At 55.5% G+C, this 26,984-nt stretch carries 23 protein-coding genes; 22 read left to right on the plus strand and 1 reads right to left on the minus strand.

The genetic code is table 11. From position 1 onward, the window contains the following. Positions 1-35: 35 nt before the first annotated feature. The 20 genes from ACAX43_RS17800 to ACAX43_RS17895 all read left to right on the plus strand — a co-directional run bounded on the left by ACAX43_RS17800 (position 36) and on the right by ACAX43_RS17895 (position 23,480). Positions 36-674 carry a TetR/AcrR family transcriptional regulator gene (locus tag ACAX43_RS17800; protein ID WP_370709737.1) on the plus strand — a complete coding sequence of 213 codons (639 nt, stop codon included), beginning with the start codon at positions 36-38 and terminating at the stop codon, positions 672-674. A gap of 31 nt (positions 675-705) precedes the next feature. Continuing rightward, entirely contained in the window at positions 706-2,220 is a 1,515-nt protein-coding gene (locus ACAX43_RS17805; RefSeq protein WP_370709738.1) for an MFS transporter, read from the plus strand. A gap of 486 nt (positions 2,221-2,706) precedes the next feature. Beyond that, the gene (locus tag ACAX43_RS17810) at positions 2,707-2,988 is read left to right on the plus strand and encodes a YodC family protein (protein ID WP_370709739.1); all 282 of its coding nucleotides are present in this window, start codon (positions 2,707-2,709) and stop codon (positions 2,986-2,988) included. An 828-nt stretch (positions 2,989-3,816) separates the two neighbouring features. Next, a complete protein-coding gene (locus ACAX43_RS17815; protein WP_370709740.1) occupies positions 3,817-4,266 on the plus strand; it encodes a phage tail protein in 450 nt (149 codons plus the stop codon). 34 nt (positions 4,267-4,300) lie between these two features. Continuing rightward, on the plus strand, positions 4,301-5,392 hold the full coding sequence (locus ACAX43_RS17820; RefSeq protein WP_370709741.1) for a phage tail sheath family protein: 1,092 nt from the start codon (positions 4,301-4,303) through the stop codon (positions 5,390-5,392). 70 nt (positions 5,393-5,462) lie between these two features. Next, positions 5,463-5,714 (plus strand): hypothetical protein, encoded by a 252-nt coding sequence (locus tag ACAX43_RS17825; RefSeq protein WP_370709742.1) that lies wholly within the window; start codon positions 5,463-5,465, stop codon positions 5,712-5,714. Positions 5,715-5,903: 189 nt separating this feature from the next. Then, positions 5,904-7,238 carry a phage tail sheath family protein gene (locus ACAX43_RS17830; protein ID WP_370709743.1) on the plus strand — a complete coding sequence of 445 codons (1,335 nt, stop codon included), beginning with the start codon at positions 5,904-5,906 and terminating at the stop codon, positions 7,236-7,238. 66 nt (positions 7,239-7,304) lie between these two features. Further along, the gene (locus ACAX43_RS17835; RefSeq protein ID WP_370709744.1) at positions 7,305-8,525 is read left to right on the plus strand and encodes a phage tail sheath family protein; all 1,221 of its coding nucleotides are present in this window, start codon (positions 7,305-7,307) and stop codon (positions 8,523-8,525) included. After that, a complete protein-coding gene (locus ACAX43_RS17840) occupies positions 8,525-8,995 on the plus strand; it encodes a phage tail protein (protein ID WP_370709745.1) in 471 nt (156 codons plus the stop codon). Before ACAX43_RS17835 ends, ACAX43_RS17840 begins: the two co-directional genes overlap by 1 nt. A 56-nt stretch (positions 8,996-9,051) precedes the next feature. After that, positions 9,052-9,174, plus strand: coding sequence for a hypothetical protein (locus ACAX43_RS17845; protein ID WP_370710023.1), 123 nt, complete (start codon positions 9,052-9,054; stop codon positions 9,172-9,174). Next, positions 9,171-9,872, plus strand: a complete 702-nt coding sequence (locus tag ACAX43_RS17850; RefSeq protein ID WP_370709746.1) for a hypothetical protein — start codon at positions 9,171-9,173, stop codon at positions 9,870-9,872. Before ACAX43_RS17845 ends, ACAX43_RS17850 begins: the two co-directional genes overlap by 4 nt. Next, the gene (locus ACAX43_RS17855) at positions 9,872-11,482 is read left to right on the plus strand and encodes a phage baseplate assembly protein V (RefSeq protein ID WP_370709747.1); all 1,611 of its coding nucleotides are present in this window, start codon (positions 9,872-9,874) and stop codon (positions 11,480-11,482) included. The genes ACAX43_RS17850 and ACAX43_RS17855 overlap by 1 nt, the downstream gene beginning before the upstream one ends. A 39-nt stretch (positions 11,483-11,521) precedes the next feature. Further along, entirely contained in the window at positions 11,522-11,944 is a 423-nt protein-coding gene (locus ACAX43_RS17860) for a GPW/gp25 family protein (RefSeq protein WP_370709748.1), read from the plus strand. Then, positions 11,941-12,360, plus strand: a complete 420-nt coding sequence (locus tag ACAX43_RS17865) for a hypothetical protein (RefSeq protein WP_370709749.1) — start codon at positions 11,941-11,943, stop codon at positions 12,358-12,360. Before ACAX43_RS17860 ends, ACAX43_RS17865 begins: the two co-directional genes overlap by 4 nt. Before the next feature lie 112 nt (positions 12,361-12,472). Then, positions 12,473-15,214 carry a hypothetical protein gene (locus tag ACAX43_RS17870; RefSeq protein ID WP_370709750.1) on the plus strand — a complete coding sequence of 914 codons (2,742 nt, stop codon included), beginning with the start codon at positions 12,473-12,475 and terminating at the stop codon, positions 15,212-15,214. Then, positions 15,207-18,032, plus strand: a complete 2,826-nt coding sequence (locus ACAX43_RS17875) for a hypothetical protein (RefSeq protein ID WP_370709751.1) — start codon at positions 15,207-15,209, stop codon at positions 18,030-18,032. The genes ACAX43_RS17870 and ACAX43_RS17875 overlap by 8 nt, the downstream gene beginning before the upstream one ends. A gap of 22 nt (positions 18,033-18,054) precedes the next feature. After that, positions 18,055-19,125, plus strand: a complete 1,071-nt coding sequence (locus tag ACAX43_RS17880; protein WP_370709752.1) for a hypothetical protein — start codon at positions 18,055-18,057, stop codon at positions 19,123-19,125. 54 nt (positions 19,126-19,179) lie between these two features. After that, positions 19,180-20,667 (plus strand): contractile injection system tape measure protein, encoded by a 1,488-nt coding sequence (locus tag ACAX43_RS17885; protein WP_370709753.1) that lies wholly within the window; start codon positions 19,180-19,182, stop codon positions 20,665-20,667. A gap of 42 nt (positions 20,668-20,709) precedes the next feature. Continuing rightward, positions 20,710-22,824, plus strand: a complete 2,115-nt coding sequence (locus ACAX43_RS17890; protein WP_370709754.1) for an ATP-binding protein — start codon at positions 20,710-20,712, stop codon at positions 22,822-22,824. Positions 22,825-22,847: 23 nt separating this feature from the next. Then, the gene (locus ACAX43_RS17895) at positions 22,848-23,480 is read left to right on the plus strand and encodes a Pvc16 family protein (RefSeq protein ID WP_370709755.1); all 633 of its coding nucleotides are present in this window, start codon (positions 22,848-22,850) and stop codon (positions 23,478-23,480) included. A 141-nt stretch (positions 23,481-23,621) separates the two neighbouring features. Here the strand turns inward: ACAX43_RS17895 and ACAX43_RS17900 are convergent, their stop codons facing one another. Beyond that, positions 23,622-23,936 carry a superinfection immunity protein gene (locus ACAX43_RS17900; protein WP_370709756.1) on the minus strand — a complete coding sequence of 105 codons (315 nt, stop codon included), beginning with the start codon at positions 23,934-23,936 and terminating at the stop codon, positions 23,622-23,624. A 149-nt stretch (positions 23,937-24,085) separates the two neighbouring features. On the opposite strand from ACAX43_RS17900, the gene ACAX43_RS17905 reads away from it, so the two are divergent. Next, positions 24,086-25,549, plus strand: a complete 1,464-nt coding sequence (locus tag ACAX43_RS17905) for a M20 family metallopeptidase (protein ID WP_370709757.1) — start codon at positions 24,086-24,088, stop codon at positions 25,547-25,549. Between the two features lie 51 nt (positions 25,550-25,600). Continuing rightward, positions 25,601-26,704: a malate/lactate/ureidoglycolate dehydrogenase gene (locus ACAX43_RS17910; protein WP_370709758.1), complete on the plus strand. Its 1,104-nt coding sequence runs from the start codon at positions 25,601-25,603 to the stop codon at positions 26,702-26,704. The last annotated feature ends 280 nt before the right edge of the window (positions 26,705-26,984 follow it).

Raw genomic sequence — 26,984 nt, forward strand, 5'->3', positions numbered from 1 at the left:
TGCTTTATTGAACGGTTAGTCATAATATCCGTTCCATGAAGCAATCTGACAACTCAAAGCAATCCGCGAAAAAAGCGGGCGAAGCCTGCCTCCGCGGCCGGCCGCGCGAGTTCGACACGGACACCGTGTTGGCGAGCGCGAGCCAGGTTTTCTGGAACCACGGCTATCACGCCACCTCGATAGACGACCTGTGCAAGGCCACCGGCCTGTTGCGCGGCAGCCTGTACGGGGTTTTCGGCGACAAGCACGGCATCATGCTCGCCGCGCTCGACCATTACGCGGAAGGTTCGGTCGCGCGGCTGGCCGAGCGGCTGAACGCGCCGGTGGCAGCGGAAGAAGCGCTGCGCAATGCCTTGCTGCATTACGCGAGGGTCGCGTGCGCGCTGACCGGCGAGCGCAGTTGCTTTATCACCAACACTACGCTGGAAATGCAGCCCGACGACGAGGCGTTGCGAACCCGCGTCGCGGCGATTCAGCGCCGTATGGCGACCTTGCTGGCGGCGTCGGTGATTCGCGGCCAGGCGAGCGGCGCCTTCAATTCCACGCTCGACGAACAAGCCGTTGGCGATTTCCTGCTGTGCGTGATGCAAGGACTGCGAGTATTGGGGCGGGTGGCGCATAAGGAAGACGCGCTGATCGGCATCGTGGACGTCGCCATGCGGGCGCTCGTCTGAATTTTTTTACCTAATTATTGAACGATCGGTCATGAATAGCGAAGCCATCAAGTCCGCTCCGGCGGCATTCGTTGGACCTAGGCCGGCTGGTGCCGGCGCTGCAGCGGCCGCTGTCGAAAAGCCCGCGCCGGGCTTCGAGCGCCAAGGGCTCGCGCTCGCCGTGCTGTTCGTCGGCGCCTTTCTCGCGCCGCTCGACTATTTCATCGTCAACCTCGCACTGCCATCGATTCGCACCGGCCTGAACGCGACCGACGCCCAATTGCAACTCGTGGTGTCCGCCTATGCATCCGCGTACGCCGTGTTGCTGATTACAGGCGGGCGGCTCGGCGATCTGTTCGGGCGGCGGCGCATGTTCATGACGGGAATGGCGGCATTCGTTGTCGCTTCCGCGCTGTGCGGCTTCGCCACCAGCGGCCATATGCTGGTGATCTCGCGGATCGTGCAGGGCATCGCGGCCGCGGTGATGGCGCCGCAAGTGCTCGCGACCCTCCGCGCGGTCGTGCCACTGCATCGGCAGACCAAGGTAATGAGCCTCTACGGTTTCGTATTCGGGCTTTCGTCGATCGTCGGCCAACTGGGCGGCGGCGCGCTGATCACCTATCACCCGTTCGGGCTCGACTGGCGCATCATTTTTCTGATCAATATTCCGATCGGCATCGTGGCGTTCATCGGCACGTGGAAGTTCGTGCCGGAAAATCAGCCGGCTGCGAGTACCGGCATCGACCTGAAGGGCGTCGCGCTGCTCTCGGCGGTGTTGCTGCTGGTCATCTATCCGATGACGCACGGCCGCGAAGCCGGCTGGCCTGTGTGGACCTTCGTGATGTTCGCGCTTGCCGTGCCCGCGTTCGCGCTATTCGTGGCGACCGAGCGGCGCGTCGAGCGCGGCGGCGGCCATCCGCTGGTGGATCTGCAATTGTTCCGCAACCCGGCCTTCGCACTCGGTCTTGTGCTCGCGTTCCTGTTCTACTGCAACAGCGCGTTTTTCCTGACCTACGGAATCTTCCTGCAAACCGGTTTGCACTGGACGCCGCTCGCTTCGGGCATGGCCATCATGCCGTTCGCGATTGGCTTCGTGGTCGGGCCGTTGACGTCGCCGGCCGTGGTCAAGCGCATCGGCGGTCATGTGCTGGCGCTCGGCTTTTCGATGATGACGGTCGGCTTCACGGTCACGGGGTGGTCCGCGACTCATGCCGCCACGCCGGATCTGCTGTTCTATTGCGGACTGGTGTGCGCCGGCGTGGGCCACGGCCTGCTGTTGCCGTCGATCATGCGCATCGTGCTGCTGGAAGTCGCGCCGGAAAAGGCGGGGCTCGCCTCGGGCGTGGTGTCGTCGACGCTGCAGATCGGTTCGGCGTTCGGCACGGCGGCTATCAGCGGCGCGTTCTTCGGCGTGATCGGCGGCCGCGCAACGCCGGGCGCCTATGCGCACGCGTTCCAGTTCAGCCTTGCGATCAACGCGGTTCTGATGTTCGTGTGTATCGGTTTGAGCGTGCTGCTGGTGCGACATCAGAAACTGGCATTGCGCCGCGCTGCCCAGCTGGTTTGAAAATGCCGCCCGCGAAATCGTTTTCATGGGGTAGGCGGCTGAAAATTATTATGTACTTTAAACAAAATCATATTCTGGATCGAGGTGAATTTACCGGTGAGTTTTCCGTTCACAGGTAATTCCATTTTCAGATGATCGGAATAAACCCGGATCGATTTGTCAGCGGGCGTATAGATGTGACAAATCTATTCCGCATTTTCTACTTGCCGACGAGGTGCCGCGCCGTAAATTTTGCAATCGTGCAATGCCGCATGGGTCGTGGCTTTGCGCCCGAGTGAAGGGTTTTCCCGGCTTTACCTGCAAGCGCCCGGCATTGGAAACTCATTCCAGTGCGGATGAAAACGGTATCAATAAAAAGCACTTGCCGTTGCTAAATTCGATTGTTAATCTTGGCAAACTTTTTAGATTTTTCCTTCGCAAGTTCAATGTTGCACAGCACGATGCGATGACTTAATTCCGCTCAACGGGTTCCGTAGGGGATTGAATATGCTGACCGCTACCATTGACGCATTCGAAACACAGCCAGCCGCACGCTTCGATGTCGGCGACGTCGTCACGCTGAAGGGAGGCGGCCCTCGCATGACCGTGATGCACGCGGGCCCGGTGGCGCTCAATCCCGGCGACTGGCTGATCTGTGAGTGGTTTGACGAACACGGCGAGCTGCGCCGTGAGATGTTCGCGCGCGATCAGGTGCGTCTCGAGCCTCGTTCTATCCCCGCGGGATTGGTGCAGTTCCAGAAGTTCGTGCGCGTGGCTCGTGTTGAATGAGCCAGGCGTGAAGGCGACGGGCAATCCGTACGTCACTGAATTTGCAATCGTGATTCGTTCATGCCGGCCCGGTAAATGTCTTTCCGGCAGGTGTGCGACGGAACGGTCTTAGCGCACGGCGATCGCGCGCTAGCGATCCCGCGGGAGCGCTAGCGCCTCGAACACGCCACATTCCGCGCCTTTTACATGAGCCGTTGAAAGAGTGGATTCAGGTCATGCCCTGGTAATCCCATCATCGCCATTCGATTCTGAACGTCTCGCAGGGCAAGCCCCAAGGGTTGTTCTGGTTCGACTCAATAACTCCGGCTTCCTCAATCCCTGCAACGCTAGTCACTGTCACGGTACCGTCGCGTACACCTCTCCGACTTGACTCGGTGATATCGAAAATAACCGCGTTGCGTTAGCTATCCAAAGCCGTCTGCCGGCGCAAGCTTGAGCTCCCTCCAAGAAGATTTCAGTTTTAATAAGGGCATTGTTCTGCTTCAGGGGGCAATTCGATCTTTAATATGTTGATGGTCATTGATCTGAAGCGGCGGCGTCGATTTGGATGGAATTTTATTTTCACAGGTGCGTCATTCCGTCTTGCCAGGCGAGGCTGAGACGATTGACCACACGGATTCTGTCTCGAAATTGACTTAACCTGTGAATCAACGCAGATGGTCTCCCTGTTAATCTGCATAACATGCGATGAGCTGCTGCGACTATGGTTTTAAGCAGTGAGGATATAAAAGCGATTAGTGCCGGACTGCCTGTTTGGGTTGCGCCGTCATATCTTTTTTAAATTTTTTCGTTCGAAGATGAGTGATCTTTATTAAAGGAGAAAGTTAAATGGCGACGACCGCTGATCAAATTTCTGCTTCATATCCGATTCCTACTTACCGATTCGTAGTTTCGCTTGGTAGCGAGAACATCCCATTCAACAACGTGTCCGGGCTCAACATCACCCACGATACGATCGAATATCGTGATGGTACTGGCAACTGGTTCAAGATGCCGGGGCAACGCCAGGCTGTTACGCTTACGCTGAGAAAAGGAGTGTTTCCTGGAGACTCCGAGCTCTACGACTGGATTAATTCAATTTCGTTAAATAAGGTTGAGAAGAAAGATATTACCATTAGCTTGACGGATGACGCCGGAACCACGCTCCTGATCACGTGGAATGTTTCAAATGCATTTCCTACATCTTTGACTTCTCCGTCGCTGGATGCCACCAGTAATGAAGCGGCAGTGCAGGAGCTGACGTTAATGGCGGATCGGGTGACGATCCAGACGCATTGACATATTATCTTAATCTGCATGCAAGGGTTCAACTATGGCTCTTACAGTAAGTTATCCGGGTGTCTATGCGGAAGAGGGTGCTTCTCTGGCACTATCAATTTATAGTTCCCCGACGGCAGTGCCCGCAATTGTTGTTGAAGATAATGATAATCTGGTGGATGCGGCGGGAGAGTGTCTGAGAATTAACTCATGGTTCGACTATATTGAAAAACTAAATTTGCGTTTTGGCCCCGGTTATTCTTTGAGTTTCGATGCCACGGTTAATGGTAGGAGGGATACGAACGTTCGCGCCTATTTTGAAAATGGTGGGGGATATTGTTATCTGGTGACGCCTGATCATGCGAACCAAACTATTCCAAGGTGCAGCGATATTACCGTGATTGCTCCGGCTCAGAATAATAGTCACGGGTGGGTGAGTATGGGAACGCTATGCCAACCTGGCACTGGGCGATTCGGCATCATTGATGGCCCCCAGACCGAAATCACCTCCAGCTTTGTGCCAAACTGGGCGAGCAATCCGTGCACTGCGGTTTACTATCCCTATCTTAAAGCCAGTTGGTCGCCCAACGAAATCTCTCCCGGCGTGGTGGCGGCCGGTATCTACTGCGCAGTCGACCGCAATCGGGGGGTATGGAAGGCGCCAGCGAATGTTTATCTTCCGGCAAATTACCAACCCCTGTTCAAAGTTACAGACGATCTGCAGGGGCAATTCAATCAGGGCTTGGCGATCAATATGATTCGCAAATTTGATGGCCAGGGGGCCATTCTATGGGGCGCCAGGACATTGGAGGATAGCGATAAGTGGCGCTATATCCCCGTGCGACGCCTGTTCGATAGCGTGGAGCGCGATATAAAAGAAGCCCTGCAGAAAATGGTATTTGAGTCAAATAATCAGCCAACGTGGGAAAAGGTTCGTAGCGCCATCAATAACTATCTGTACGGCCTTTGGAGGGCCGGGGCTTTGATGGGCGCCACTGAAAAGGATGCCTATTTTGTCCAGATTGGTGAAGGGATCACCATGAATTCTGACGATATTGCGCAGGGGAAAATGATTGTTAAGGTAGGTATGGCAGCTACGCGTCCGGCTGAGTTTATTATTTTACGGTTTACTCAGAATGTAGGATAAGGGGATTGACCAGCCTGAGCAGTTGTTGATTTCGTTTGGCAGCCATTTTAATTATTCGCGCGAGGGTGATATGCCTGTTGCTGTCAGTTATCCCGGTGTTTATGTTGAAAAGGATGCATCTCCAGCAATTTCTCCCAATACACTGGATACCGCTGACAGCGGTGAACGGGATATTGGGATTGCGCTGCAGTCAATCGTATTTGAATCAAATAATCAGTCAACCTTGGAAAAGGTCCGTAATGCCTTCGCCAACTATTTATATAATTTGCGGAAGTGCGGAGCGCTGGTAGGTGGCACAGAAAAAGAGGTCTGTTTTTTTTGAAATTGGAGAGGGTATTACCATGATCTCTGATGATGTTGCGCAGGGAAAGATGATTGTCAAGGTGGGTATGGCAGCTGTACGTCCAGCTGAGTTTATTACTTTGCAATTCACGCAGGATGCGGGTCAGCTTTGATTTTATAAATTTTCTGTTGAATTTTATTAAAAATGTCTAACTGAAAGGAAAGTGCCATGTCGACCGCTACCAGTTATCCCGGCGTATACATCGAAGAAGATGCATCACCGTCGATCTCAGTCAGCAACGCGCCGACTGCTGTGCCGGTATTTATCGGCACATTTGCTCTCGCCAGTGGCGCTGCGCTAACTGCTAGTCAATGTATTCGAATCAGCAACTGGCTCGAGTTCAGTTCGAAGTATTCCTTTGATCCTGTTGTTTCTGTTGCTATTACCTCTACCGCTGCGAAGAGTGAGGATGATGAGGAAAGCGGAAATTTGACGGCAGGATATACTTATAGTTATACGGTCACTGTTAATCGTAATTCGTCGCTGGATGTGCAGATTTATTTTCAGAACGGGGGTGGGCCTTGCTACATTTTACCAATACTTAACCAGTCTAATACCGCCGAGCTGAACGCGCTTGCTTCTGCAATTCAGAAGGAAAATGATATAACTCTTTTGGTTCCAGTGGGTGAGCCTGGCAATTTCGATTCCTATTTAAATCCTTTGCTGACTTCAGGTTATGGATATTTCTATATAACTTCTAGCGCCGACGGTAGAGCAGTGCCGGCCACGCAGCCGGATCAGACTGCAGTGTATTACCCAACGTTAATGACAAGTTATACATTGTCACGTCCCGCAGATTCATTGATTTCAGTGACAGGTTATAAGAATGATGCGGGTAATAGCGTTTCAAATATGGCTGATTTGAGTCGGTATGATTCAGCCACTTATGCAACTGTAAGTGAGGGCATTGATGCGAAGCTTGCAAGCACGGTTGTCTTGCTGGCGAATTCGGCAATGGCGGGTATTTATTGCAGCACGGACGCGAAGCGCGGTGTATGGAAGGCGCCCGCGAACGTGACCCTCAGTGGTACTACTGGCGTGAGCGCCGTGGTAACCGACGACTTCAACGGAACAATGAATAGCGCGGGAATTAACGCTATCCGAAGTTTTGTCAACCGGGGAACAGTCGTTTGGGGTGCGCGAACTTTGGCAGGGACCTCCAGCGGTGACACCAGTTGGCGGTATATCCCGGTAAGACGGCTATTTAACAGCGCGGAACGGGATATCAAGAAGTCCATGCAAACCATGGTGTTTGAGCCAAATAACCAGCCGACCTGGGAAAAAGTCCGAGCTGCAATTGAAAATTATCTGCATACCCTGTGGACCCAAGGGGCGCTGGCGGGCGCCACGCCGAAGGACGCCTATTTCGTTCAGATCGGCGAGGGCGTCACCATGAGCGCCGATGATATCGCGCAGGGAAAAATGATTGCCACTGTTGGCATGGCGGCAGTTCGCCCCGCGGAATTTATTATTTTGCAATTTACGCAAAACATGTCCTTGTAGCCACCCCCACACCAGAACCTCAGCTGGCGCGCCGAGTTTCGAGAAATTCATGCAAGGAGTGTTTTCATGATGGGGATAAACCAGCCGGATGTCATTTTCAGTGATGACGTGATTCCGGGGCAATCCGGCGAGGTAGATAGCGCCGTGCCGTTGTTTATCGGTTATACGCAGCAAGGTCCGATTTATTCAGCGGTCCGGATAAACAGCTTTTCTGATTTTGAAAATGAATTCGGCGGCGCATCGACTACGGTTGGCATCCTCTATTACGCATTGAAACACTATTTCGATAATGGAGGCAGTGGTTGCTTCGTGCTTTCACTGGGTGCCAACAGCACCTTGGAAAATATTACGGCCGATCAACTGGTTGCTGCATTTGGGGACGCCAGAATATCAAGCGAGGTGGCTGCGGAAAGCACCATCACACTGGTTGCGATACCCGATATGGTATTGCTCGACGACGCTGACGCGAGCCATTGGGCTCAGGCATGGCTGGCATTGCAGGCCATTTGCCAGATACGACGCGGTGTGTTCGGGTTATTTGATACGCCAGACACGGCACAGAATGCAAGCGCTTGTCTCGCCAGCTTTATAAGTAGTGAACCCGCGAACCCTGAATGGGGAGCTGCGTACTGGCCACATCTGGTGACCAATTACGGTGTCGAGGGAGGGGAGCCGGTGGTGGTGCCCCCCTCGGCGGCAGTGGCGGCGGTGATCGAATACAGCGATCAACATTACGGCGTATGGAAGGCGCCTGCGAACGTGGCGCTGGCGCAAGTCGTCAAACCGAGCCAATCCTGGTTGCAGTCAGATGGGCTATTCCAGTCAACCAGCACTTCACTCAACCTGATCCGTAGCTTTCCAGGCCGCGGTACACGCGTTTGGGGGTGCCGTACGCTCACATCGGATACCCATTCCCCGTGGCGCTACGTGCAAATAAGGCGATTTGTTGGCTACATAGAAACGGAGCTCAGCCGGATTGGGCGTCACTTCGTATTCGAGACCAACAACGCCCTCACGTGGATCAAATTCAAAGGGTTGGCGCATATATGGCTGCGGCAGCTTTGGCTGGTCGGCGGCCTCTATGGTGCGGAGGAATCGGAGGCCTTTTATGTCCAGATTGGTCTGAACGAAACCATGACAGACGACGATATCAATCAGGGAAAAATGATCATGAACGTAGGCCTGGCGGTGACTTATCCGGCAGAGTTCATTGCCGTTAGCCTGACGTTCGATGCGCGCACGAGTTTGATACAACCGGTGACCCGTGCTTCGGCGGGAGCTGCTTGATGGACAGCCCAGCGATTTATCAGCCGTCTCTATCGCATCGTTTTGCGGCGACGTTCTGGTTTGGACGAATGCCCGTTCCAAATATCGTGGATTCCAGCTTTCAGCGTATCTCCGGTTTGAGCCGTGAGTTGAATGTCTCGTCCTTTAGTGAGGGAGGGGAGAACCTTCGCAACCAATACTTCGCCGAAAAGATTCAGCATGGATCGCTAAGACTGGAGCGCGGGGTGATGGCCCCCACGCCGTTGAGCATCATGTTCAATGCTCAGTTGCTTAGCGGAAAGGTGATGTATCTGGACGCAGTGATTACGCTGTTCGACATTGATGATCTGCCGTTGGCTAACTGGTTGATAACCAGGGCGTTACCGGTTCGCTGGCAAACCGGCGACCTGGACGCCAACAGTAATCGCGTTCTCATCAATACGATGGAATTGCGTTACCAGGAAATGATTCCGCTGGGTATAAAACTATGACCATTGAAATCAGGGAGTTGGTCATCCAGGCGAAGGTCACCGCGTCTGACGATGGCATGCCGGCGCAACCACTATCACCCGGTGATGGGCAGGAGCGTCTCCAGGAGGAGCGCTGGATACGGATGATAACCCGTCGGGTCATGGAGCAGCTGCGCGAAGAAGGATGGGGGCCACGATGAACGTATTGCAACGCAAGCCGACCAGATTAACGCTGAGCGCGTATAGCGATCGTGAGATGACCCAGTTGAGGGGGGCGCCCCTGTCGGTCATGTACAACCCGGATTCCGTGACACTCGACTATCAAACGGATTACATGCCGGACCATTTTATTAACACGACCAGGCAAAGCAATCGCTATGTACAAACACGGCCTGGTGATCTGCGGCTGGAATTGCTGTTCGATGCAAAGATGCCGGGGGGAAGTGTTTCAATCAATAAGCAGCTCTCCGTGCTGCGAGAGCTGTGCTACAACGTCGACCCTGCTGATAGTCAGCCCCGCTTTCTGCAAGTGAAGTGGGGGCAAATGAAGTGGGGCGGCAAGACCTATTTTTCCGGGCGGATGCGTTCATTGTCCGTGCGTTATACGCTTTTCGAACGCGATGCGACGCCGATCCGCGCGACTGCGACGCTTGTACTGACAGCCGACGGCAGTTTGACCTTGCAGCAAGCTGAAGAACAGTTGAAGTCCCCCGCGACTGCCGTGGTGAATGTGCCGGATGCAACCTCGCTGCCGCAAATTGCCAACGGTGCCGGCACGGCTTTGGCTGGCGGCACGGACTATTTGGCCGTCGCGGCAGAAAATGATCTGGACAGTCTGGATGCTATCAAGTCGGGGCAGACCTTACAGATTTCGGCGCGTAAAGGAGGGCGGAGTTAATGCGGCCCGTTCCTCTCATCGTATTGCAGACCGGCGAGCCGGCGTTGCCATTGACGGTACTGAAGCCTGTTTGGGCGGAAACGCTCCACACGGTGAATGGTATTCCTACTGCGAAGATCGTTTTGTCGGTGGCGGGGGATCCGTTGGGAACACTGCCATCGTGCGACGAGGACATTGCGCTGTGCAAACCGGGCAGGGCAGTGACAGTTCTGCTGATGGAAAATGGTGTGGAATCCTGCATTTTTCGCGGCGTGATCGTCCAGCAAACACTGAAAATGCGCCGCAGCCGGGTTGAACTCACGCTGCTATTGCGGCACAACCTGCAGAAATTGCTGAGCACACACCGTTCGCAAGTGTTCGAGCAGAAAAACGACGCCGCGATTGTCAGCAGCCTGCTGCTGGCGCAGGGGATTCCTTTGCTTGGTGCGGCCGGCATGGGCATCTTGCACGAGCAAATCGTCCAGTTTCGCTGCGCGGACTGGCATTTCATTCGTTGCCGGCTGGTTGCGAACGGTGTCTGGCTATTGCCCACTCCGGACGGCGTGTCGATTATGCCGCCTACGCTTTCTGCTGTCCCTGAACATACCTTGCGTCAACGTGCCTCTCTGAGCAATGAAGATGTGCTGATCGAAGAAAGCGACTGGTCATTTAGTGAGCTACGCCAGCCGGCGGAATTGACGGTGGCGAGCTGGAATGACGAGGCACAGACCAATGATATGGCGTTGGCAGCCGTGACGCCGCTCGGCACTCAGGCATTTGATTCGGCGACGGGTGAGCGGCTCGGTGCTACCCCATGGGAGTTCAATTACAGTACGCCGCTGGGTCTGGAAGAGACGGCTACGCTTGCCAAAAGCCTGCTCATGAATCTGCAGTCCGCGAGCGCGCGCGGCGAGTTTGTAGTTGAGGGCTCAACTCATTTCCAGCTAGGGCAGACCTTGGCGGTGGAGGATTTCGGTCTATCGTTTAATGGCCAGGGGATTATCACTGGCGTTGCTCAACGGATTCATAAGGAAGAGGGTTGGCGAACCACCTTGTCATTGGGAACCGACGACATTGTGGCCGATACGAAGACCATTCCGCGTGTGCACGGACTGCATATCGGCGTGGTTGCTTCATTCGTTAAAGACGTTAGCGGCATGAACCGTCTGAGGGTCAGCGTTCCTGTTTTGGGGGATGTCAATAACGTGCTTTGGGCGCGGTTTGCCAGTCCCTATGCCAGCAACATGAGTGGGTTCTGTTTTTACCCGGAAATCGGTGATGAAGTGGTAGTCGGCTTCTTCGATGAGGATCCTTGTTACCCGGTGATTCTGGGTTCCATGCACAACCCAATCAATCCGGCGCCGATCGAGCCGAGTCTGGAAAACAACAACAAGGCGCTCGTCATCAATCAGGATGACAAACAACTTCAGCTTTCCTTCGACACGTTGTCGATTTCGGCGCAGTTGACTGCAGCCGAGAATCAATTGACGCTGCAAGAGGGGGTGAAGCTGGAGGGTTCAGACACGCTAGTGGTCAAAGCGGCCAGTATTTCCATTGAAGGGGAAGAAACCACGATGTCCGGCAAGAGCGTGGTGAACATTACCGGCGCGCGGATCGACCTGTCCCATTGAGCCAATAGCTAACCGACTTCCGTGTTCCAAAGAGAGAAAATGGCGAACGACATTCTGACGAAAATATTTGGCCGTGGCTGGACTTTCCCCCCCGCCTTCACGTTGGAAGAGGGCGTGGTGATGGCGGAAGGCGCGGAAGATGTGAATCAGAGCCTGCGCATATTGTTTAGTACTGAACCCGGCGAGCGCATCATGCGGGAGAACTACGGCTGCGCGCTGTACGACGTGATGTTTGAGAACATTAACAGCGATCTTACGGCTGAAGTTGAAACGCACGTCGTCGATTGCGTACTGCGTTATGAGCCGCGCGCCAATCTGACCAAAATACGCGTTTATCAGTCGTCTTCCGAGTCGAGCCAATTGCAGGTTGAAGTGACGTACTGTCTGCGGGGCAGTGAGATCGAGCAAAGAATCTTCGGTTTGCTGGATGTGGGTGACCCTCTGGGAGGGCGTATAGCATGACTTCCATGGTGGTGGTAGAAGGGGACGTCTTGGTGTTCGAACCCATGTTTGGTCAGCGCCAGTTGGTACTGGAAGAGCCGGCCATGATGCCAGGTAGCGGTGAGGCGACGATTGAACAGCGGCGCATCTGCATCGTAGGCGACGAAAAGCGCGTCCAATGGCAAGCCCAATACTTTATTCCTGGGTACACCCCTGGGATGGGCATTGTCAGCATCGAGACGTTGGATAGTAGCCAGATGGCGCCGTGTGTCACCAGCGGCGCGCCACTTATTCTGATGGGGCAACGGTTTGTGGCGCGGTTTACGCCAACAGTACCAGCCACTCTGAGCGCCCCGCCAAATACACCGGACACTCTGGCTCCCAGTATGGGACGCGGACAATTCATGTCTCAGCAAACCTTGGTCAGTGCCGCCTGAGCCGGGCATCAGAAAGTGCGAATGAGGCAATGAGTCATGTGATGGAGCATCCGTGGATATCGATGCTGCTTTACGGGTTGAACCTATCGGTGTGGATTGAGAGGAAGTGCTCATGACTGACCTGAGTGAATTGAAGAAGACGTTGGATGATCTGGCTCCCGGCAACGGATTTGTTCTGGATGGCAGATCCGATGAGTCGATATTGAATGCTGTTTATAGCTACGCAAAGCTTATTCCCTTTGATAGCACGAATAGCGATGCGAGTTGGGCCGATCTACTTTTTATGGCGGGCAATTCGCCCGAGAAGCTGGCACAACTCCAGGGAAACAGCAATCAGGCAGACGGAACACTTTTGCCGCATCAGGCCTTTCTCCTGGCATTCCTTAACTTACTAAAAACACCACGGGCGCTGCTTAATTATTTTCCCGCAGCGCACCGGGAGTTGTATTACCGTAGTTTGCTAGGCGTCAGTGAGCAAGGCGCCAGGCCAGACAGCGTAGCGCTATCGTTCGAGCTGAGCTCAGCAACCAAAGAGCGCTTCTTGCCGGCGGGAACACTATTTGACGGTGGACAGGACCGACACGGCGCCGCGGTGCGCTATGCATTGGATCAGTCACTGCTGGTCAACCAGGGAGTTTGGAGCGATCTGCGTTGGGTACAGCCGGGCATCAACCATACCCAACAGGCAGCCGCTCCCTACTCTCAGCAGAGTCGGCTCGCGTGGCCCCAATACGGTCTGAGACTGTTCAATGCAGATTCGGGCGAGCAGGCAGTGATCACCGGCCGCATGGTAGCTGCTGCAACGTTGGCCATGCCTACCGGACTGCGCACCATTCAGGTGACATTCGCCTCCGAAGTCGATCCGAGTAGCCTGACACTGGCGCAGGTAAGCGGTGGCGATAGCTGGCTCGATCTGACTATTCCTTCCGCTAAATCCGGTGCAAACCTCACTTTTACGCTGTCGGCGGATGCGGATGCGATCAACCCGCCGCAGAATCTCGACGGCATCACGACGAGTACCCCGTTGCTGAAATTGGGGCGCAGTGATGGCACTCAGTTGCCTGTAATCACAGGCTTGGTGGTGAGCGCATCCGGTAGCAGCGATGTGCACTACAGCACCGATAACGGCGTGGACCGGCTCGATAACGTCAGCTATCCGTTCGGTACGCTGCCGGTAGTCGGCTCCGGCTTCAATCTGATGGCGCCCGGCTGGTGCAACCAGGCTGAATCCGTCACGTTGACGTTGACCCCGCAGTGGATTGGCTTGCCCGATGAGGGTTTCGCCAGCTGGTACGCGGGTTACGACGACGTGCCCGCGGACAATAAAGATTTCACGGTGCAACCTTTGCTGGTTTCCGCTACCGGCAGCCAGCCGCTGCCGGGCGCGGATTCCACTACCACGCCGCAATCTCTGTTCAAGGCTGGAGCGGGCGCACCGGCGCCGGCGACGTTGACAATAGTTCTGCCGCCGTCGTTGCGCGCCCCGCTCAGCGATCGCGGCGATCCTTGCGATTGGCCGCAATGGTTGCGATTGGAGTTGAGCGGCCGGAATTTTGGGCATCAGGACTACCAGACTCTGGCAGGAACCAAGGCACTGAACCCGCCTTACACGCCGCAGATGAAAGCGCTCTCGGTGAGTTACACCGTGACAGCGAAGACAAGCGACATGACCCAATACCGGCTCACGCCTTTTGGCTACGCCGCCGACAATACGCCATTGGACGATTCGACCCAATCGCAACTCTATGTGGGTTTGACTGGCGGAGAGCCGGGTGAAACGTTGTCGTTGTATTGGCAATTGCGAAGTCCGCAGACATTGACGCCGAGTTGGCAATATCTCAACCAGAACAACCAATGGACTTCATTGGATGGAAGCGTCGTGGACGGCACAGAGGGTTTGCTGGGCAGCGGCCTGTGGTCCGCTGTTTTACCTCATGATGCCGCCGCCGACGATGCTCCACAAATGCCCGCTGGCCGTTACTGGTTGCGTGCGCTGATGTCGCCACCTGCTGCTACGGGCGATACTGACGTGAGCGGCTATCCGTGGCTGAGTGGGATTGCGTCGAACAGCATGACCGCGACCCTGAATGCGCCAGACACCGTGGACGCCAGTCACTTTCTCCAGCCGCTGCCCGCCGGAACGATAACGCGTCCGGTCTCGGCGATTGCGGGTATCGCAAAGGTGGCGCAACCCTGGCCTTCAACGGGGGGGAAGCCAGCAGAAACACCGGCGCAATTCTTTAGACGCGTGGCGCAGCGCCTGTCTCATCGTGAAAGGGCCCTCACATGGCAAGACATGGCGTCGCTGCTGAAAGCCCGCTATGCAAGCGTGTTTGACGTCGCCATCCCGCCAGCGGACGTCGTCACCCGATTGCCGGCGCCGACTACACAGACACTGCTTGCGATTCCGGTGAACGCAAGAAAAGACAACCAGGATCCATTGCGTCCGAAGTTCAGTCAGGCTCATCTGCACGATATGGCGGCCTATCTGCAAACCTTGACCACAGTCTGGGCGTCCATTGTTCTGGTTAATCCTAGTTACCGGAATGTAGCCATTGCATATGACGTCACATTTAAGGTCAACCCCGACTATGGCTACTGCAAGCTGCAAGAGCTGCTGGCATCGCATTACATGCCTTGGGCGTGGGACCGTCAGAGTGGCGTGGTGCTTGGGAATACTCTGGATTACTACGGAATTATCGCGTGGATCCAGCAACAGACCTTTGTGAAGCAGGTAAACACGCTAACTCTCGATGGCGAAAAAAACTCGGTTCAGGGAGGGGAGCAGGAAGTACTGGTATTAACCTGGGCAGCACCGACACTGCATTCTTCCGAAAGGACAGAGCATGAGTAATTCCACCAAATTGCTGCCGATCGTCCGGGACAGCATCTATTTCGATACGCTGTTCGCTCAGGCAAAACAGGCGATTGCGACTTATGCTGGCCAAACGTGGACGGACACGGGTGAGCATGACCCAGGCGTCACGTTCATGGAAGGGTTCAGCTACAGCGTTTCGGATCTGGCCTACCGCAACACGCTACCGTTGACTGATTTGCTGACGCCGCCGGTCGCCGATCAAGTGCCAGGTGACGGCATCTTTCCGGCCGATTTTGGCCCGCAAGCGGCGCTGACGAGTGGGCCAATCACTATTGATGACTATCGCAGGGCGTTGCTCGATCTTACCGATAGCGAGGGTAGCTATTATCTGTTTCGAAATGTGCGGTTGGTGCCGCTGAATCCGAGTGACTACAACTACTACTATGACACCGATGCCAGAGAATTCAGCTTCCAGAAACCGACGCCAATAGATGGTTCGGTGCCTGTTTCATATGGTTTGCGGGGTAACTACGCACTCTATCTCGAGCCGTCGCGTGATTCGTCAAAAAGCGATCCGGAGGCGCAATCGGCATTAGCGGATTTTCTAGCCAATAATCGCAATCTGGGAGAGGCGATTAGCCAAACCATATGGGTCCAGCCCACTGCACTTTACCTCAGTTTGACGGTTGAACTGGAGGATGACGCGCAAGATATTGCCGGAATTATGGCTAATATTTACACGGCGACTGACGACTATATTTCTCCCAAGGCGCGGCGCTACCTGGCAGGCGATCTTTCTGCTCAGGGAGTGAGCAACGAGGATATTTATCAAGGACCGAACCTGGAGCATGGTTGGATTACTGAATTACCGCCTGATGTCGAATATAGTAAAACTTACAAGATTGTTGTCGATCTAAGTCATTTGCCAAATGTGCTTCTTGAAATTGATGGTATAAAAAGCGTTCAGTCTTATAGCTATTGGTTGTACGCGCCCGTTAACAACGCGGCCGCATATTCCCCACTGCTGTGGTGGAACGATCCCATTGAAATCATGCTGGATCCTACCCACAACAGCGTGATCCTGATTACCGCCGGCGGTCAACATGTGACGGCTACCGTGGCTGATATTGAGGCCAGGCTAACCCCTACGCCAGTATTAACTGCTCCGCCGGTTGTGCTGCCGTACGGGCGTAGCCGTGATATCGCACAATATCATCCAGTGAGCGACAAGTTCCCTCCTTGCTATGGCTTGCAGCAGCTCCCACCCGCAGGTGTACAGCCACAGCTATATCAGTTCTTATTACCATTCGAACAGATGATGGCCAACGGCTGTCGGCAATTGGCGATGCTGCCGCAGCTACTATCTTTCAAGCGCAGCGGCGACACGGTATGGGGCGAACAGTGGCCCTATGCATCGGGAAGTATTGGAGATCAGGTGCATGCCGGTTATTCAGATGTGTTGATAGAGCAAATAAATGCCAACGCAAATGATTACGATCATGAACTGGCAATTCTTAATTATCTGCTGGGCTATTTCGGCACTCAGCGGGCCTCCCGCATGCTGGAAACCTCTTCAGACGAGTTTCTGACTGTGGAGCAAAATTATCTAGGGAAAATTACAAATTTAGCCTTTCACCGGGATAACATTCGTATCGACCAGGTCTCGGCGCTGCAAAAGCGTATCGCCGCCCGATTGGGATTTGGTTCCGACCTGTTTGCCGATGACGTGGATATGGGGCGGCTACCTTTTTATCTGATTGAGCATCGCGCATTGCTGCCGGAAAAACCCTCATCGCAATACGACAGCCCAATCTATCCGGCCGCAGTAACGATAACAGACGAAACTACGCTTACGGTAACGCAGAAAGACACACCTTCTCTAGATGAGCTGCGGGTTGGGCAATTGGTTGATTTTGTACTGGTGGGCGGACTGGGCATAACCAATGATACGAATGACTATACCCTCCAGGGGTTGATCGTCGATCAGGTGAATGCTAGTGCAAAAACATTTTCTCTGGATATCGAGCAAAATCCGCAGCTCGCGCTCTATCAGGATCAGATTGTCGAGGCGGCAACCAAGGGATCTTTATATTGGAGAAATTGTAAAATCTGGTTGCAGGATATCCAATATCCATTGGATTATGCTGCTGATCAGACTGGGGCGGCAACGAACGGGAAAATATTAACTATTCCGCCTGTTTCTCCATTCCCGGCATTAGTGAAACAGAATGACGTCCTCGTGATCAGAGCGATCCAGGAGCCCGGTGTCGGCAATTCGGATTGGTCATTGAGAGTGATCGTAAAAGATGTCGATGATATTGCGGGAACCCTCGCTGTCACGCTGGCGGATGGAGAAGTGAATAGTTACCCAGCCAACGCGGATGTTGGTAATTACTATTGGTACGATCAGAACAACATTGATCGCTTCTCGTTTGTCGTGAGTGTGGCGTTGAATAAGGCGATTTTTCCTCAGGATGGCGATCCCTACGCCACCGAGTTGTGGATCAAACAATGCGTGCAAGCGGAGATCCCGGCCCACGTTTCCATTGTGATTCACTGGTTAGATGACGCGAGTTCAAGCGCTTCCAACTACTTCTCATTTCAGAGTTTTGCTCAAAGCTATGCGAGCTGGCAGCAAACCGACACGGCGCCGAGTGCCGCCACTTATCAGCTGCTCTGGATGCTTTCGTTAGGCCGCCTGCCGGCGCGCTTGACTGGTATTGGCACGATGATTGTCGCCAGCGACAAACAGCGTACTGATGTTGTTGGTGCCGATGGAGATCAATGGAATATCAATGTAATTGTTGAAGATAGTCTGTTCTTCGTGCCAAGGGCCTATGCACCGTCGGCATAGTTGTGATTTCTAGGTGCTGAAAGTGACTGTAGTTGCCAGTTTATTCGGCTTAACCGGTTTGATAATTGATTTTCAGGAGCAGGCAATGACCAAAAAAAAGGTACCCACTTCATCGACCGGGGAAAAAAGCATTACCTTGGCAGCAACTAAAAAAACATCTCGTGCAATCTTGGGGAAAGACACTGCGCCGAACGAGCTGAGCGATGCGTTGTCTACCACCGTTACAACGGTGACCACTGCGGATCTTAAAAGCCAATTTGCCGCCGGCAGCATTCCGCTGTCCACCGATTTCAGCAATCTGATTGACATCGCGGAGTGCGGGCGTCGGGCAGTCGGGCAAAGCGCGGATCAGACGGATAATACTGTGGGGGCGGGACTGGCACTGGCAGCTGATACTGATACGGCTAACAAGGGTAAGTTGTCGGTCAAGGCGGCCAATGGTATTGGAAGTGATGGCACTGGAGTGTATGTAAAATCAGCAAGAGGTATTTCTGTTAATAGTGATGGTGTGAATGTTAACACCGGGAATGGCCTTACCATTGATTCTAAAAATTGTGTCATTGTTGATCCTGCGACGGTACTCCCGAAGGGAATGATCATGATGTATAGCCCTCCGTCCGGTGTAACGGCGATTCCGGCTGGTTGGGCATTATGTGATGGCACTAACGGTACTCCGAATCTGGTTGATCGATTTATCCTGGCTGGAAGTTTGAGCAACGTTGGCGGTAAAACGAGCACGGCAATGTCGGGGTCGAATATCGCGAGCAAGTCATTCTCTGCTGTATCTGATAAGGGAAATTTAAATGTGTCGGCTGGTCTGGATGAAACGACCCTGACGATAGATCAAATTCCGTCTCATGCTCATGAAATTACAGATGGAATACATCGTTTGTATAGTAGTGGCAGTTTTATGTCGCAAGGGCAGTACGGTAATCAGCCTCCTACTATTTCTGGTGGCTCAAAATTCGTTGCCTCCGCTATCGGTGGCGGGAAGGGGCATACTCATGGCATACATATTAATAACCAGGAACACACTCACGCAACACCGATAACTCCACCATATTATATTCTGGCGTTTATCATGAAGACTTGATGGTGGCCGGCGCAAGAATCCTGCGGCAGTATTTAATTTGTCGGTGGTTGGGCTATGAGTTTCGTTATCACCGGAAATGAAATCTCTTTGATGCGCGTATCTATTTCTCTCGATTGCCATGCTGAATGTGCGAATCTACTGATGGAGCGATGTAGCAATTTATTTGAAAATAGGTTGCGATTTATTTTTGAGCAGATTGCCAGCAACGCCCGGCAAAAATATCGTTTGCCAAAGGTAATAGCCCAGCTAGTTGTCGATCTGGGGGAAATACCGCTGGCCGAGTTCGAGGTCCAATTTTGCCAGCGTATTGCTAATCAACTGGCGCTGGAGCTGGAGAAATATCGGGCCGTTTCCACGGAACAGTTATCAGATCAATTCAAAGTCGATGCCGCGGTAAGTACCACGTTGCCGCCGTCCAGTACTGGTGAAAAGATCGACAACGCCGCCGCGTTCCGCCGCTACTTGCAACACGGTTATTGGCCGTGGCCAGAAGCCTGGTTGAGCGGAGGCGGCGTTGATGCATGGTTGATGACTCAGCGTAAAGATGAACCTGATCTATGGGAGGCCCTGATTGCCCGCGCCGGCATTTCTCCACAGGCGCGACGCCGGCTATGGCGGCTGCTGGCGCCAGATACATTGCGTCACTGGCTGGATATAGCCGAGCCGCTAACGCAGCATGCACTGTTGCTCGGCGCCTTGCGTTATTTTCAGCGGAATCCTCAGCAAAGCCTGTCCCTGCCCGCAGTCGAGGCGGAGGTGTTGGTGATGCCGGTAAGGGGTAACGAGGAACTTCTGACATGTTTGTTTTCCACCAGGTGTACGCCGCGCCTAATTCCGTGGCTAAAGGCGCTCTGGCGGCATCCACCGCTGCGTGCCTGGCTGGAAAATCACCTGCCTGCTGAGCACGTGGAGAAAGTGCAACTGGCGTTGGCGGAATCAGGACTGCCCGACGACACAGCGGCACCCAATACGGCGCAGAAGCGTGCCTCCATCGAACCACAAGAGGCGGCGCCGGACTTAACGACAATATCCGTCAGTAATGCCGGCTTGATTCTGCTGTGGCCATTACTCCCGGATCTTTTTACCCGTCTAGGGTTATGGGAAAAGGACCGGTTCATTGATGCACAAGCCCAGCTCAACGCCGCAAGCTGGCTGGATGCCGCCGTCTGGGCCGACGATTGCGCACGGGAGTGGCGGATGCCGCTCACCAAGTGGTTGTGCGGGTTACCGCTGGACGCCGAAGTGGCATGGCAAACGCCAGATGAAGCTGCGAACGAGCAACTGCAGCAGTGGCTCGCGATGCTGGCCAAACAGCTACCGGCGTGGCGCACATTAGGAATGCAGGATATCCGCACGCTCTTTCTTCAACGGCCCGGTCGTCTGGAATTTGGCGACGACGCAGTGACATTAACCGTACAGCCCGAGCCGTTCGACATTCTGCTGCGCGACTGGCCGTGGCCACTCGATACGCTCATGCTGCCCTGGCTGGAGCAGCCGCTTTCGATTCAATGGTCGTCACTGCCGGCGCAGGGCATGTACTAGCCGATTGTCACGTCATCCTAATTGATGTAGGGGAATAGCTTCATGAAAAATATGGATCGTGTCGATGACGCGCGGAGGGTGATCCCTGATGGCAGCGAACACTACCGCCGCGCAATGCGCCATATTGAGCGCATCGACTTGCTATTGCAGCAACACTATCACCGGCAGAGCAGAAGCCATGTTCTCGATGATTTTCTATTGCCCGAGGACGAGGTCGAAGCGCATCTGAACCAACCGCAGGGCGCACCCGCCTGGGTGATGCGTGAGCAGCGGGCTCAGTCGGGTTTGGCGAACGCCCGGGCCTTTGCATCAGAAGAAGATCACCTTTGCCAGTTGATTAGACGCTTCGATTTGACGGATTTCGAGGGCGACGTGTTGCTGCTTGGCGTGTTGCCCTATTTCGATAGTCGCTACCACGCCCTCTTTTCTGCTGTGCTCGGAGACAAACAAAGAAAACTCCCTACTTTTGAGCTCGCGCTGACGTTGTTCTGCGACTCGTCGAGCGAAAGAAATGCTCACCGGGCCAGCTTCCTGCCGCAGTCACCGTTGCTTGCCAGTCGTCTACTCAGATTGCTGGACGGCGGTGCGTCGGGCGGTGAAAGCTGGAGCCAGAAAGCCTTTATCACGGCAAGGGAGGTGTTTCACTATTTGCTGGGTAACGAGTATCTGTCGCCTGAGCTAAGCGCCTGTGCCAAAGTCATGACGGTCCAGGGAACCCGTGATGAGTCGGGTAACTTTGCACCATTCCTGGGCCGTTTGCGGGACATGCTGGTTTCGCCACAGGAAGATATTCGGCCGGTCGTCATGCTGCGCGGCAGGGAGGGCAGCGGCAGGGCCATGGCGGTTGCCCAGGTCGCTGAGGCAGCAGGGCGTACAACGATAGCCGTGGACATGGCGCGTTTGCCGGAAGAGGTGGCTGAAGCCCATGAAGTCTTCGCTCAGGCGCTTCGCTATGCGCGGATGCGCTCGGCCTGCGTGGTATTGCGGAACTTCAGCGAATTGGCCGAGGCTCGCAAAGTATTGTTAGCCGAGCTTTCTCGCCAGCTCGCGCAGCCCGGGCTGGCGGTGGTCTGTCTGGTGGAACCTTTTTCGCCTCTAGTCTGGCTGGATCATATCCCGCAACTGGTGTTGGAGATGCCGGCGCGCAGTGTGGCGGAGAAAGCACATCTGCTAGGCGAATCGCTGGCGCCGCTGGGCGTGTCTGACATCGATGTCGTCGCGCTAAGTCGCTGTTTTCATTTCACGCCGGAAACGCTGCCTTCCGTGACCCAGGAAGCCGTATTTTACGGCCGTCTACGTGATGCGGACGATCGAGTCAATCAACAGGATCTTCGCAAGGCGCTGCGAATGCGTTCACAGCAGAATTTCGGCAAGCTGGCCCAGCGTGTCGAGCCGAAACGCAATCTTGACGATCTGGTTGTGTCAGATGAATTGCGTCAGCAACTCAAGGAAATCATGCTGGCTTTCGAGTATCGCGAGCGTATTTTAAACAAGGGCTTTGCGGACAAAGTGGGCTACGGCACCGGTATCAGCGCATTGTTTTATGGGCCGTCCGGCACCGGAAAAACCATGGCGGCGGAGGTGTTGGCTGCACATCAGGGTGTCGACCTCGTCAAGGTCGATCTCTCTACCGTGGTCAACAAATACATCGGTGAAACCGAGAAAAATCTGTCGCGTATCTTCGATCTGGCGGAGGCTGATGCCGGGGTGCTGTTTTTCGACGAGGCGGATGCACTATTTGGCAAGCGTAGTGAAACCAAGGACGCGCAGGATCGCCACGCCAATATCGAAGTGTCCTATCTGCTGCAGCGGCTGGAAAACTATCCCGGACTGGTGATCCTTGCCACCAATAACCGCAGTCATCTGGACGACGCCTTCAGCCGCCGTTTTACTTTCATCACCCGGTTCTCCTTTCCTGATCTGGTGCTGCGCGAGCAGATGTGGCGTGCGATCTGGCCATCGGATATCCAGGTGGATCAGGGCGTCAATTTCAATGCCCTCGCCAGGCTTGCGGATATTACCGGTGCGAATATCCGCAACATCGCACTTTTATCAAGCTGGCTCGCGGCCGATCAATCTTGTGGAATCGTCAATGCGTCACATATCGAGCTCGCCATGAAGCGGGAGCTGGCCAAGATCGGCCGTCTGATCGTGTGATCAATTTTTTGGGGAAAACTTAAGTGGCCGCCACCTATCCATCTGATGTTGCCATCATTAACGTCAATAACGCGCTCAACGAGGCGTTAACGAGTTATCTGTCGCCTGACGTCGCGATATCTTTTGAATTGCCGGATCTGGACAAGTTGCCCCCGGATCCCACGCTGAGCGTGTTTCTATACGAAATCCACGAGGACTTGCAGCTAAGGGCGGCACAAGCACGAGTGAGTGTGCGTGACCCTGACACCAATGCGGTCTCCATTCTCCCCGGCTGGGTTAATGTGAACTGCAACTACCTCATTACCTATTGGGATTCGTCTCAAGCCACTGGCGCGGTGGGGAGCCCGGGAAGCGCTCCGGACAATCAGGCAATCAAGATCATGAATCAGGTGGTCAACGCCGTGGTGAATAATCGAACGTTGCCTGGCATTCCTGGCGCCTACACGCGCATGATTCCTCCCAGAGATGAATTGGGGAGCTTGGGCAATTTTTGGCAATCACTCGACAACAAGCCTCGCTTGTCTCTGTATATTTCGGTGACGGTCCCGATTACCCTGACCGATAAGAAGGATAGTGCTACAGGCGTCCTCGAGTCTGATGTGAATATGGAGCAAATCCTGCCAAATGGTGCGTCGCTGACAAAGGCAGCTTCGTGACTGGCAACGCGGATAGAAAAATGTTCCCGTCACTCGGGTGGTGAGCCGGGTGAAACCAGAACGGGCTCGTGAAAAAAAAGCAGCTGGAATTCGCGGCATGCAGGATTAAATGCAGTTCGGGATGGCAGGCCGGACTGCTGATTACCCGTCATTTTTGTTCCTGTCACGTGTTGACCGGGTTTGCACGCGCTGAATCAGCATGGCGGAAAAGGACCGCATGCTGACCACGCGCCGCGTTTTTTCTACCTCCGCCGCGACATGTTCCGGCGGGTTCGGCTGCAAGGACCAGTAGAGCGCGAGCAGCCAGCCAAAGCCGGTCCAGCCGAGGCACGCATTGAAGAGTGCGAGCGTCAGCACGTCATGACGCTTGCGCCGGTCCGCGAGGATGCTCGGCAGAAAATACAGCGCCAGCGCGAGTACTGCGGCGATGGCCTGAACCACAACGTAGCCACCCATGGACTCGCTCCCGGGATGCGATGTATGCCACGATTGTCGCGCGATTATTCAATTTGTGCAGTCTGAGCAGGCGGCGAGGGGTTCAGTCAATCTCGCATCAGGACTATCATGGACGTTTCGACTGAACAGAACCGCCACGGACCGCCACCATGATCTCCGACGACACGACCCAGCAGACCAAGCGCATCAACCAGGACACGCTACGCGAATTCGTAGACCGTAAATGGAACGACGAGATCGTGCCCGCGCTCACGGACTACATCGCGGTACCGGCCAAGAGTCCGGCGTTCGACCCCGAGTGGGTCAAGCACGGCTATCTCGAGCGCGTGATCACGGATGCGGCCCAATGGGCCGAACAGCAACCCGTGCGAGGCCTGAAACTCGAAGTAATCCGCTTGCCGGGCCGCACACCGGTGATTTTCTTCGAAACGGCTGCGACGCGATCGGGCAGCGAAGAAACCATCGTGTTGTACGGCCACCTCGACAAGCAGCCTGAATTCGACGGCTGGCGCAACGACCTCGGGCCGTGGACGCCGAAGCTCGAAAACGACAAGCTGTATGGCCGCGGCGGCGCCGACGATGGCTATGCGATCTACGCGAGTCTCACGGCACTTGCCGCGCTGGACGCGCAAGGCATCGAGCGTCCGCGCTGCGTCGGCCTGATCGAAACCTGCGAGGAATCGGGCAGCTACGATCTGCTTCCGTATGTCGACGCGTTGCGCGAGCGGCTCGGCAAAGTCGGCCTCGTCGTATGCCTCGATTCGGGCGCGGGCAACTACGATCAACTGTGGCTCACCACCTCGCTGCGCGGGCTGGTGGCCGGCGATCTCGAAGTCCAGGTGCTCGACGAAGGTATTCACTCGGGCGGCTACGGTGGCATCGCGCCGTCGAGCTTCCGCATCATGCGACAACTGTTCGACCGGCTGGAGGACTCCGCCAACGGCACACTGCTGCCGAAGGGTTTCCACGTCACGATCCCGGCCGACCGTCTGCGCGAGACCGAAGCCACTGCCCAGATTCTCGGCGACGATGTCTGGAAGAAGCTCCCATGGTCCTGCGGGCAGGACGGCGGCCAGGTGCTGCCCACTACCACCGATCCGCAAGAGGCCTTGCTCAACTCGACGTGGCGTCCGTCGCTGTCGGTGACCGGCGCGGCCGGCTTGCCCGCGCTCGCCGACGCCGGCAACGTGCTGCGCCCGCGCACGGCGTTCAAGCTGTCGCTGCGTCTGCCGCCGCTGATCGAAGCGGAAAAGGCCGTTGCCGAACTGAAGGCGCTCCTCGAATTCGATCCACCGTACAACGCCAAGGTCACCTTCAAGCCGGACGCGGGCGCGGCGAGCGGCTGGAGCGCGCCCGATCTCGCACCGTGGCTCGCCACCGCGCTCAATGACGCTTCACGCGCCCACTACGGCGCGGACGTTGCCTACATGGGGCAGGGCGGCACGATCCCGCTGATGAACGTGCTGAAGTCGGGCTTTCCGAAGTCGCAGTTCATGGTGTGCGGCGTACTCGGGCCGAAGTCGAATGCGCACGGGCCGAACGAGTTCCTGCACGTGCCGTATGGCAAGAAGCTGACGGCGGCCGTTGCCGAAGTAATCGCCGCCGCGCCTTGATCTGGGCTTGAGCGTTTCGTCTTGATCTTCCCCATCACGCCGACACTGTAAATGACCGATAAGCAGACTGCTCAACCCGCCGCCCTCCGGATTCCGGCCGATCAACTGCGCGCCTACGTACGGGCGATCTGGGAGCAGGCGGGCAGCACGCCGCGCGAAGCGGAACTGGTGGCGGATCATCTGGTGGCGGCGAATCTGACCGGTCACGATTCGCATGGCGTGGGGATGATTCCGCGCTATGCCGCGTCGTTGGCCGACGCCCAATTGCAACTGAACCTGCACGCGCAAGTCGTGAAGGACGCGGGCGCCGTCCTTACCGTCGAAGGCGGCAGGGGCTTCGGCCAGGTCGTCGCATTCGAGGCCATGGAGCAGGGGATCGAGCGCGCCCAACGCCTCGGCATCTGCGCGGTCGGCTTGCGCAGCGCACACCACATCGGGCGAATCGGCCACTGGGCCGAGCAATGTGCGCGCGCCGGGCTGGTGTCGTTCCATTTCGTCAACGTGGCGGGCGATCCGCTCGTGGCGCCGTTCGGCGGCGCGGACCGCCGCATCGGCACGAATCCGTTTTGCGCGGCGTATCCGCGGCCCGGCAAGCCGCCCCTCGTGCTCGACTTCGCGACTAGCACGGTTGCGTATGGCAAGACGCGGGTCGCCTATAACCAGGGCAAGCATGTGCCGCCTGGCGCGCTGATCGATCACGAGGGTTTTCCCACCCTCGAACCCAAGGTCATGCACGAAGAACCGTTTGGTTCGCTGACACCCTTCGGCGGTTACAAGGGTTTTGGGCTCGCGGCGATGTGCGAGATTTTCGCGGGCGCGCTCTCGGGCGGCTTTACCACGCACACCGGCACGCTGGGTACCACCAATGCGATCATCAACTGCATGCTTTCTGTCATCATCGATCCCGCTGCGTTTGACGCACCCGATGCGCAAGCCGAAGCCGATGCGTTCATCGACTGGGTGAAGGCCTCGCCGCTCGTGGCCGGTGCCGATCCTATCTATGAGCCCGGCGAACCTGAGCGCATGACGCGTACGCAACGCGAGGCCGAGGGCATTCCGGTCGACGCCGCCACCTGGGCGCAGATTCACGCGGCGGCGCTGGCCGTCGGCATGAGCGCGGAGCAGGCTCGGCGGTGGTCCGCGCGGTTGCAGTGACGTCGCTTGCGGATCGGCGGGCGTGGGCCGCCGGCGTTTGAATCTGCGAAGTGCATATTCCGTCTGCTAGCCCACCAATAAAAAAACAAATGTCCGCAAGCCATATTTTCGATTGCATTACCTAATTGAAGACTATTTCTTCTCTTTCGGATGCGGCAGGAAATTCAAACTTTGTTCGTGCGCTAATTTATTGCGGACGGCACGTATTGGAGGGGTAATTCCGCCGATCTTCGGGACGCAAGCGTTTGCGTCCGCGCCTTGGCTGGCCTCACCTTTGACC

It is taken from the genome of Paraburkholderia sp. IW21 (assembly GCF_041321145.1).
In the GTDB taxonomy this organism is placed as follows: Bacteria; Pseudomonadota; Gammaproteobacteria; order Burkholderiales; family Burkholderiaceae; genus Paraburkholderia.

Excerpts from the sequence above, each read along its gene's own strand:
- ACAX43_RS17865 (WP_370709749.1), top strand. The coding sequence starts at position 11,941 with ATGACTTCCATGGTGGTGGTAGAAGGGGACGTCTTGGTGTTCGAACCC.
- ACAX43_RS17825 (WP_370709742.1), top strand. The coding sequence starts at position 5,463 with ATGCCTGTTGCTGTCAGTTATCCCGGTGTTTATGTTGAAAAGGATGCA.
- ACAX43_RS17835 (WP_370709744.1), top strand. The coding sequence starts at position 7,305 with ATGATGGGGATAAACCAGCCGGATGTCATTTTCAGTGATGACGTGATT.
- ACAX43_RS17875 (WP_370709751.1), top strand. The coding sequence starts at position 15,207 with ATGAGTAATTCCACCAAATTGCTGCCGATCGTCCGGGACAGCATCTAT.
- ACAX43_RS17910 (WP_370709758.1), top strand. The coding sequence starts at position 25,601 with ATGACCGATAAGCAGACTGCTCAACCCGCCGCCCTCCGGATTCCGGCC.
- ACAX43_RS17830 (WP_370709743.1), top strand. The coding sequence starts at position 5,904 with ATGTCGACCGCTACCAGTTATCCCGGCGTATACATCGAAGAAGATGCA.
- ACAX43_RS17800 (WP_370709737.1), top strand. The coding sequence starts at position 36 with ATGAAGCAATCTGACAACTCAAAGCAATCCGCGAAAAAAGCGGGCGAA.
- ACAX43_RS17850 (WP_370709746.1), top strand. The coding sequence starts at position 9,171 with ATGAACGTATTGCAACGCAAGCCGACCAGATTAACGCTGAGCGCGTAT.
- ACAX43_RS17905 (WP_370709757.1), top strand. The coding sequence starts at position 24,086 with ATGATCTCCGACGACACGACCCAGCAGACCAAGCGCATCAACCAGGAC.
- ACAX43_RS17890 (WP_370709754.1), top strand. The coding sequence starts at position 20,710 with ATGAAAAATATGGATCGTGTCGATGACGCGCGGAGGGTGATCCCTGAT.
- ACAX43_RS17805 (WP_370709738.1), top strand. The coding sequence starts at position 706 with ATGAATAGCGAAGCCATCAAGTCCGCTCCGGCGGCATTCGTTGGACCT.
- ACAX43_RS17900 (WP_370709756.1), bottom strand. The coding sequence starts at position 23,936 with ATGGGTGGCTACGTTGTGGTTCAGGCCATCGCCGCAGTACTCGCGCTG.
- ACAX43_RS17860 (WP_370709748.1), top strand. The coding sequence starts at position 11,522 with ATGGCGAACGACATTCTGACGAAAATATTTGGCCGTGGCTGGACTTTC.
- ACAX43_RS17810 (WP_370709739.1), top strand. The coding sequence starts at position 2,707 with ATGCTGACCGCTACCATTGACGCATTCGAAACACAGCCAGCCGCACGC.
- ACAX43_RS17845 (WP_370710023.1), top strand. The coding sequence starts at position 9,052 with ATGCCGGCGCAACCACTATCACCCGGTGATGGGCAGGAGCGTCTCCAG.
- ACAX43_RS17885 (WP_370709753.1), top strand. The coding sequence starts at position 19,180 with ATGAGTTTCGTTATCACCGGAAATGAAATCTCTTTGATGCGCGTATCT.
- ACAX43_RS17855 (WP_370709747.1), top strand. The coding sequence starts at position 9,872 with ATGCGGCCCGTTCCTCTCATCGTATTGCAGACCGGCGAGCCGGCGTTG.
- ACAX43_RS17870 (WP_370709750.1), top strand. The coding sequence starts at position 12,473 with ATGACTGACCTGAGTGAATTGAAGAAGACGTTGGATGATCTGGCTCCC.
- ACAX43_RS17840 (WP_370709745.1), top strand. The coding sequence starts at position 8,525 with ATGGACAGCCCAGCGATTTATCAGCCGTCTCTATCGCATCGTTTTGCG.
- ACAX43_RS17815 (WP_370709740.1), top strand. The coding sequence starts at position 3,817 with ATGGCGACGACCGCTGATCAAATTTCTGCTTCATATCCGATTCCTACT.
- ACAX43_RS17820 (WP_370709741.1), top strand. The coding sequence starts at position 4,301 with ATGGCTCTTACAGTAAGTTATCCGGGTGTCTATGCGGAAGAGGGTGCT.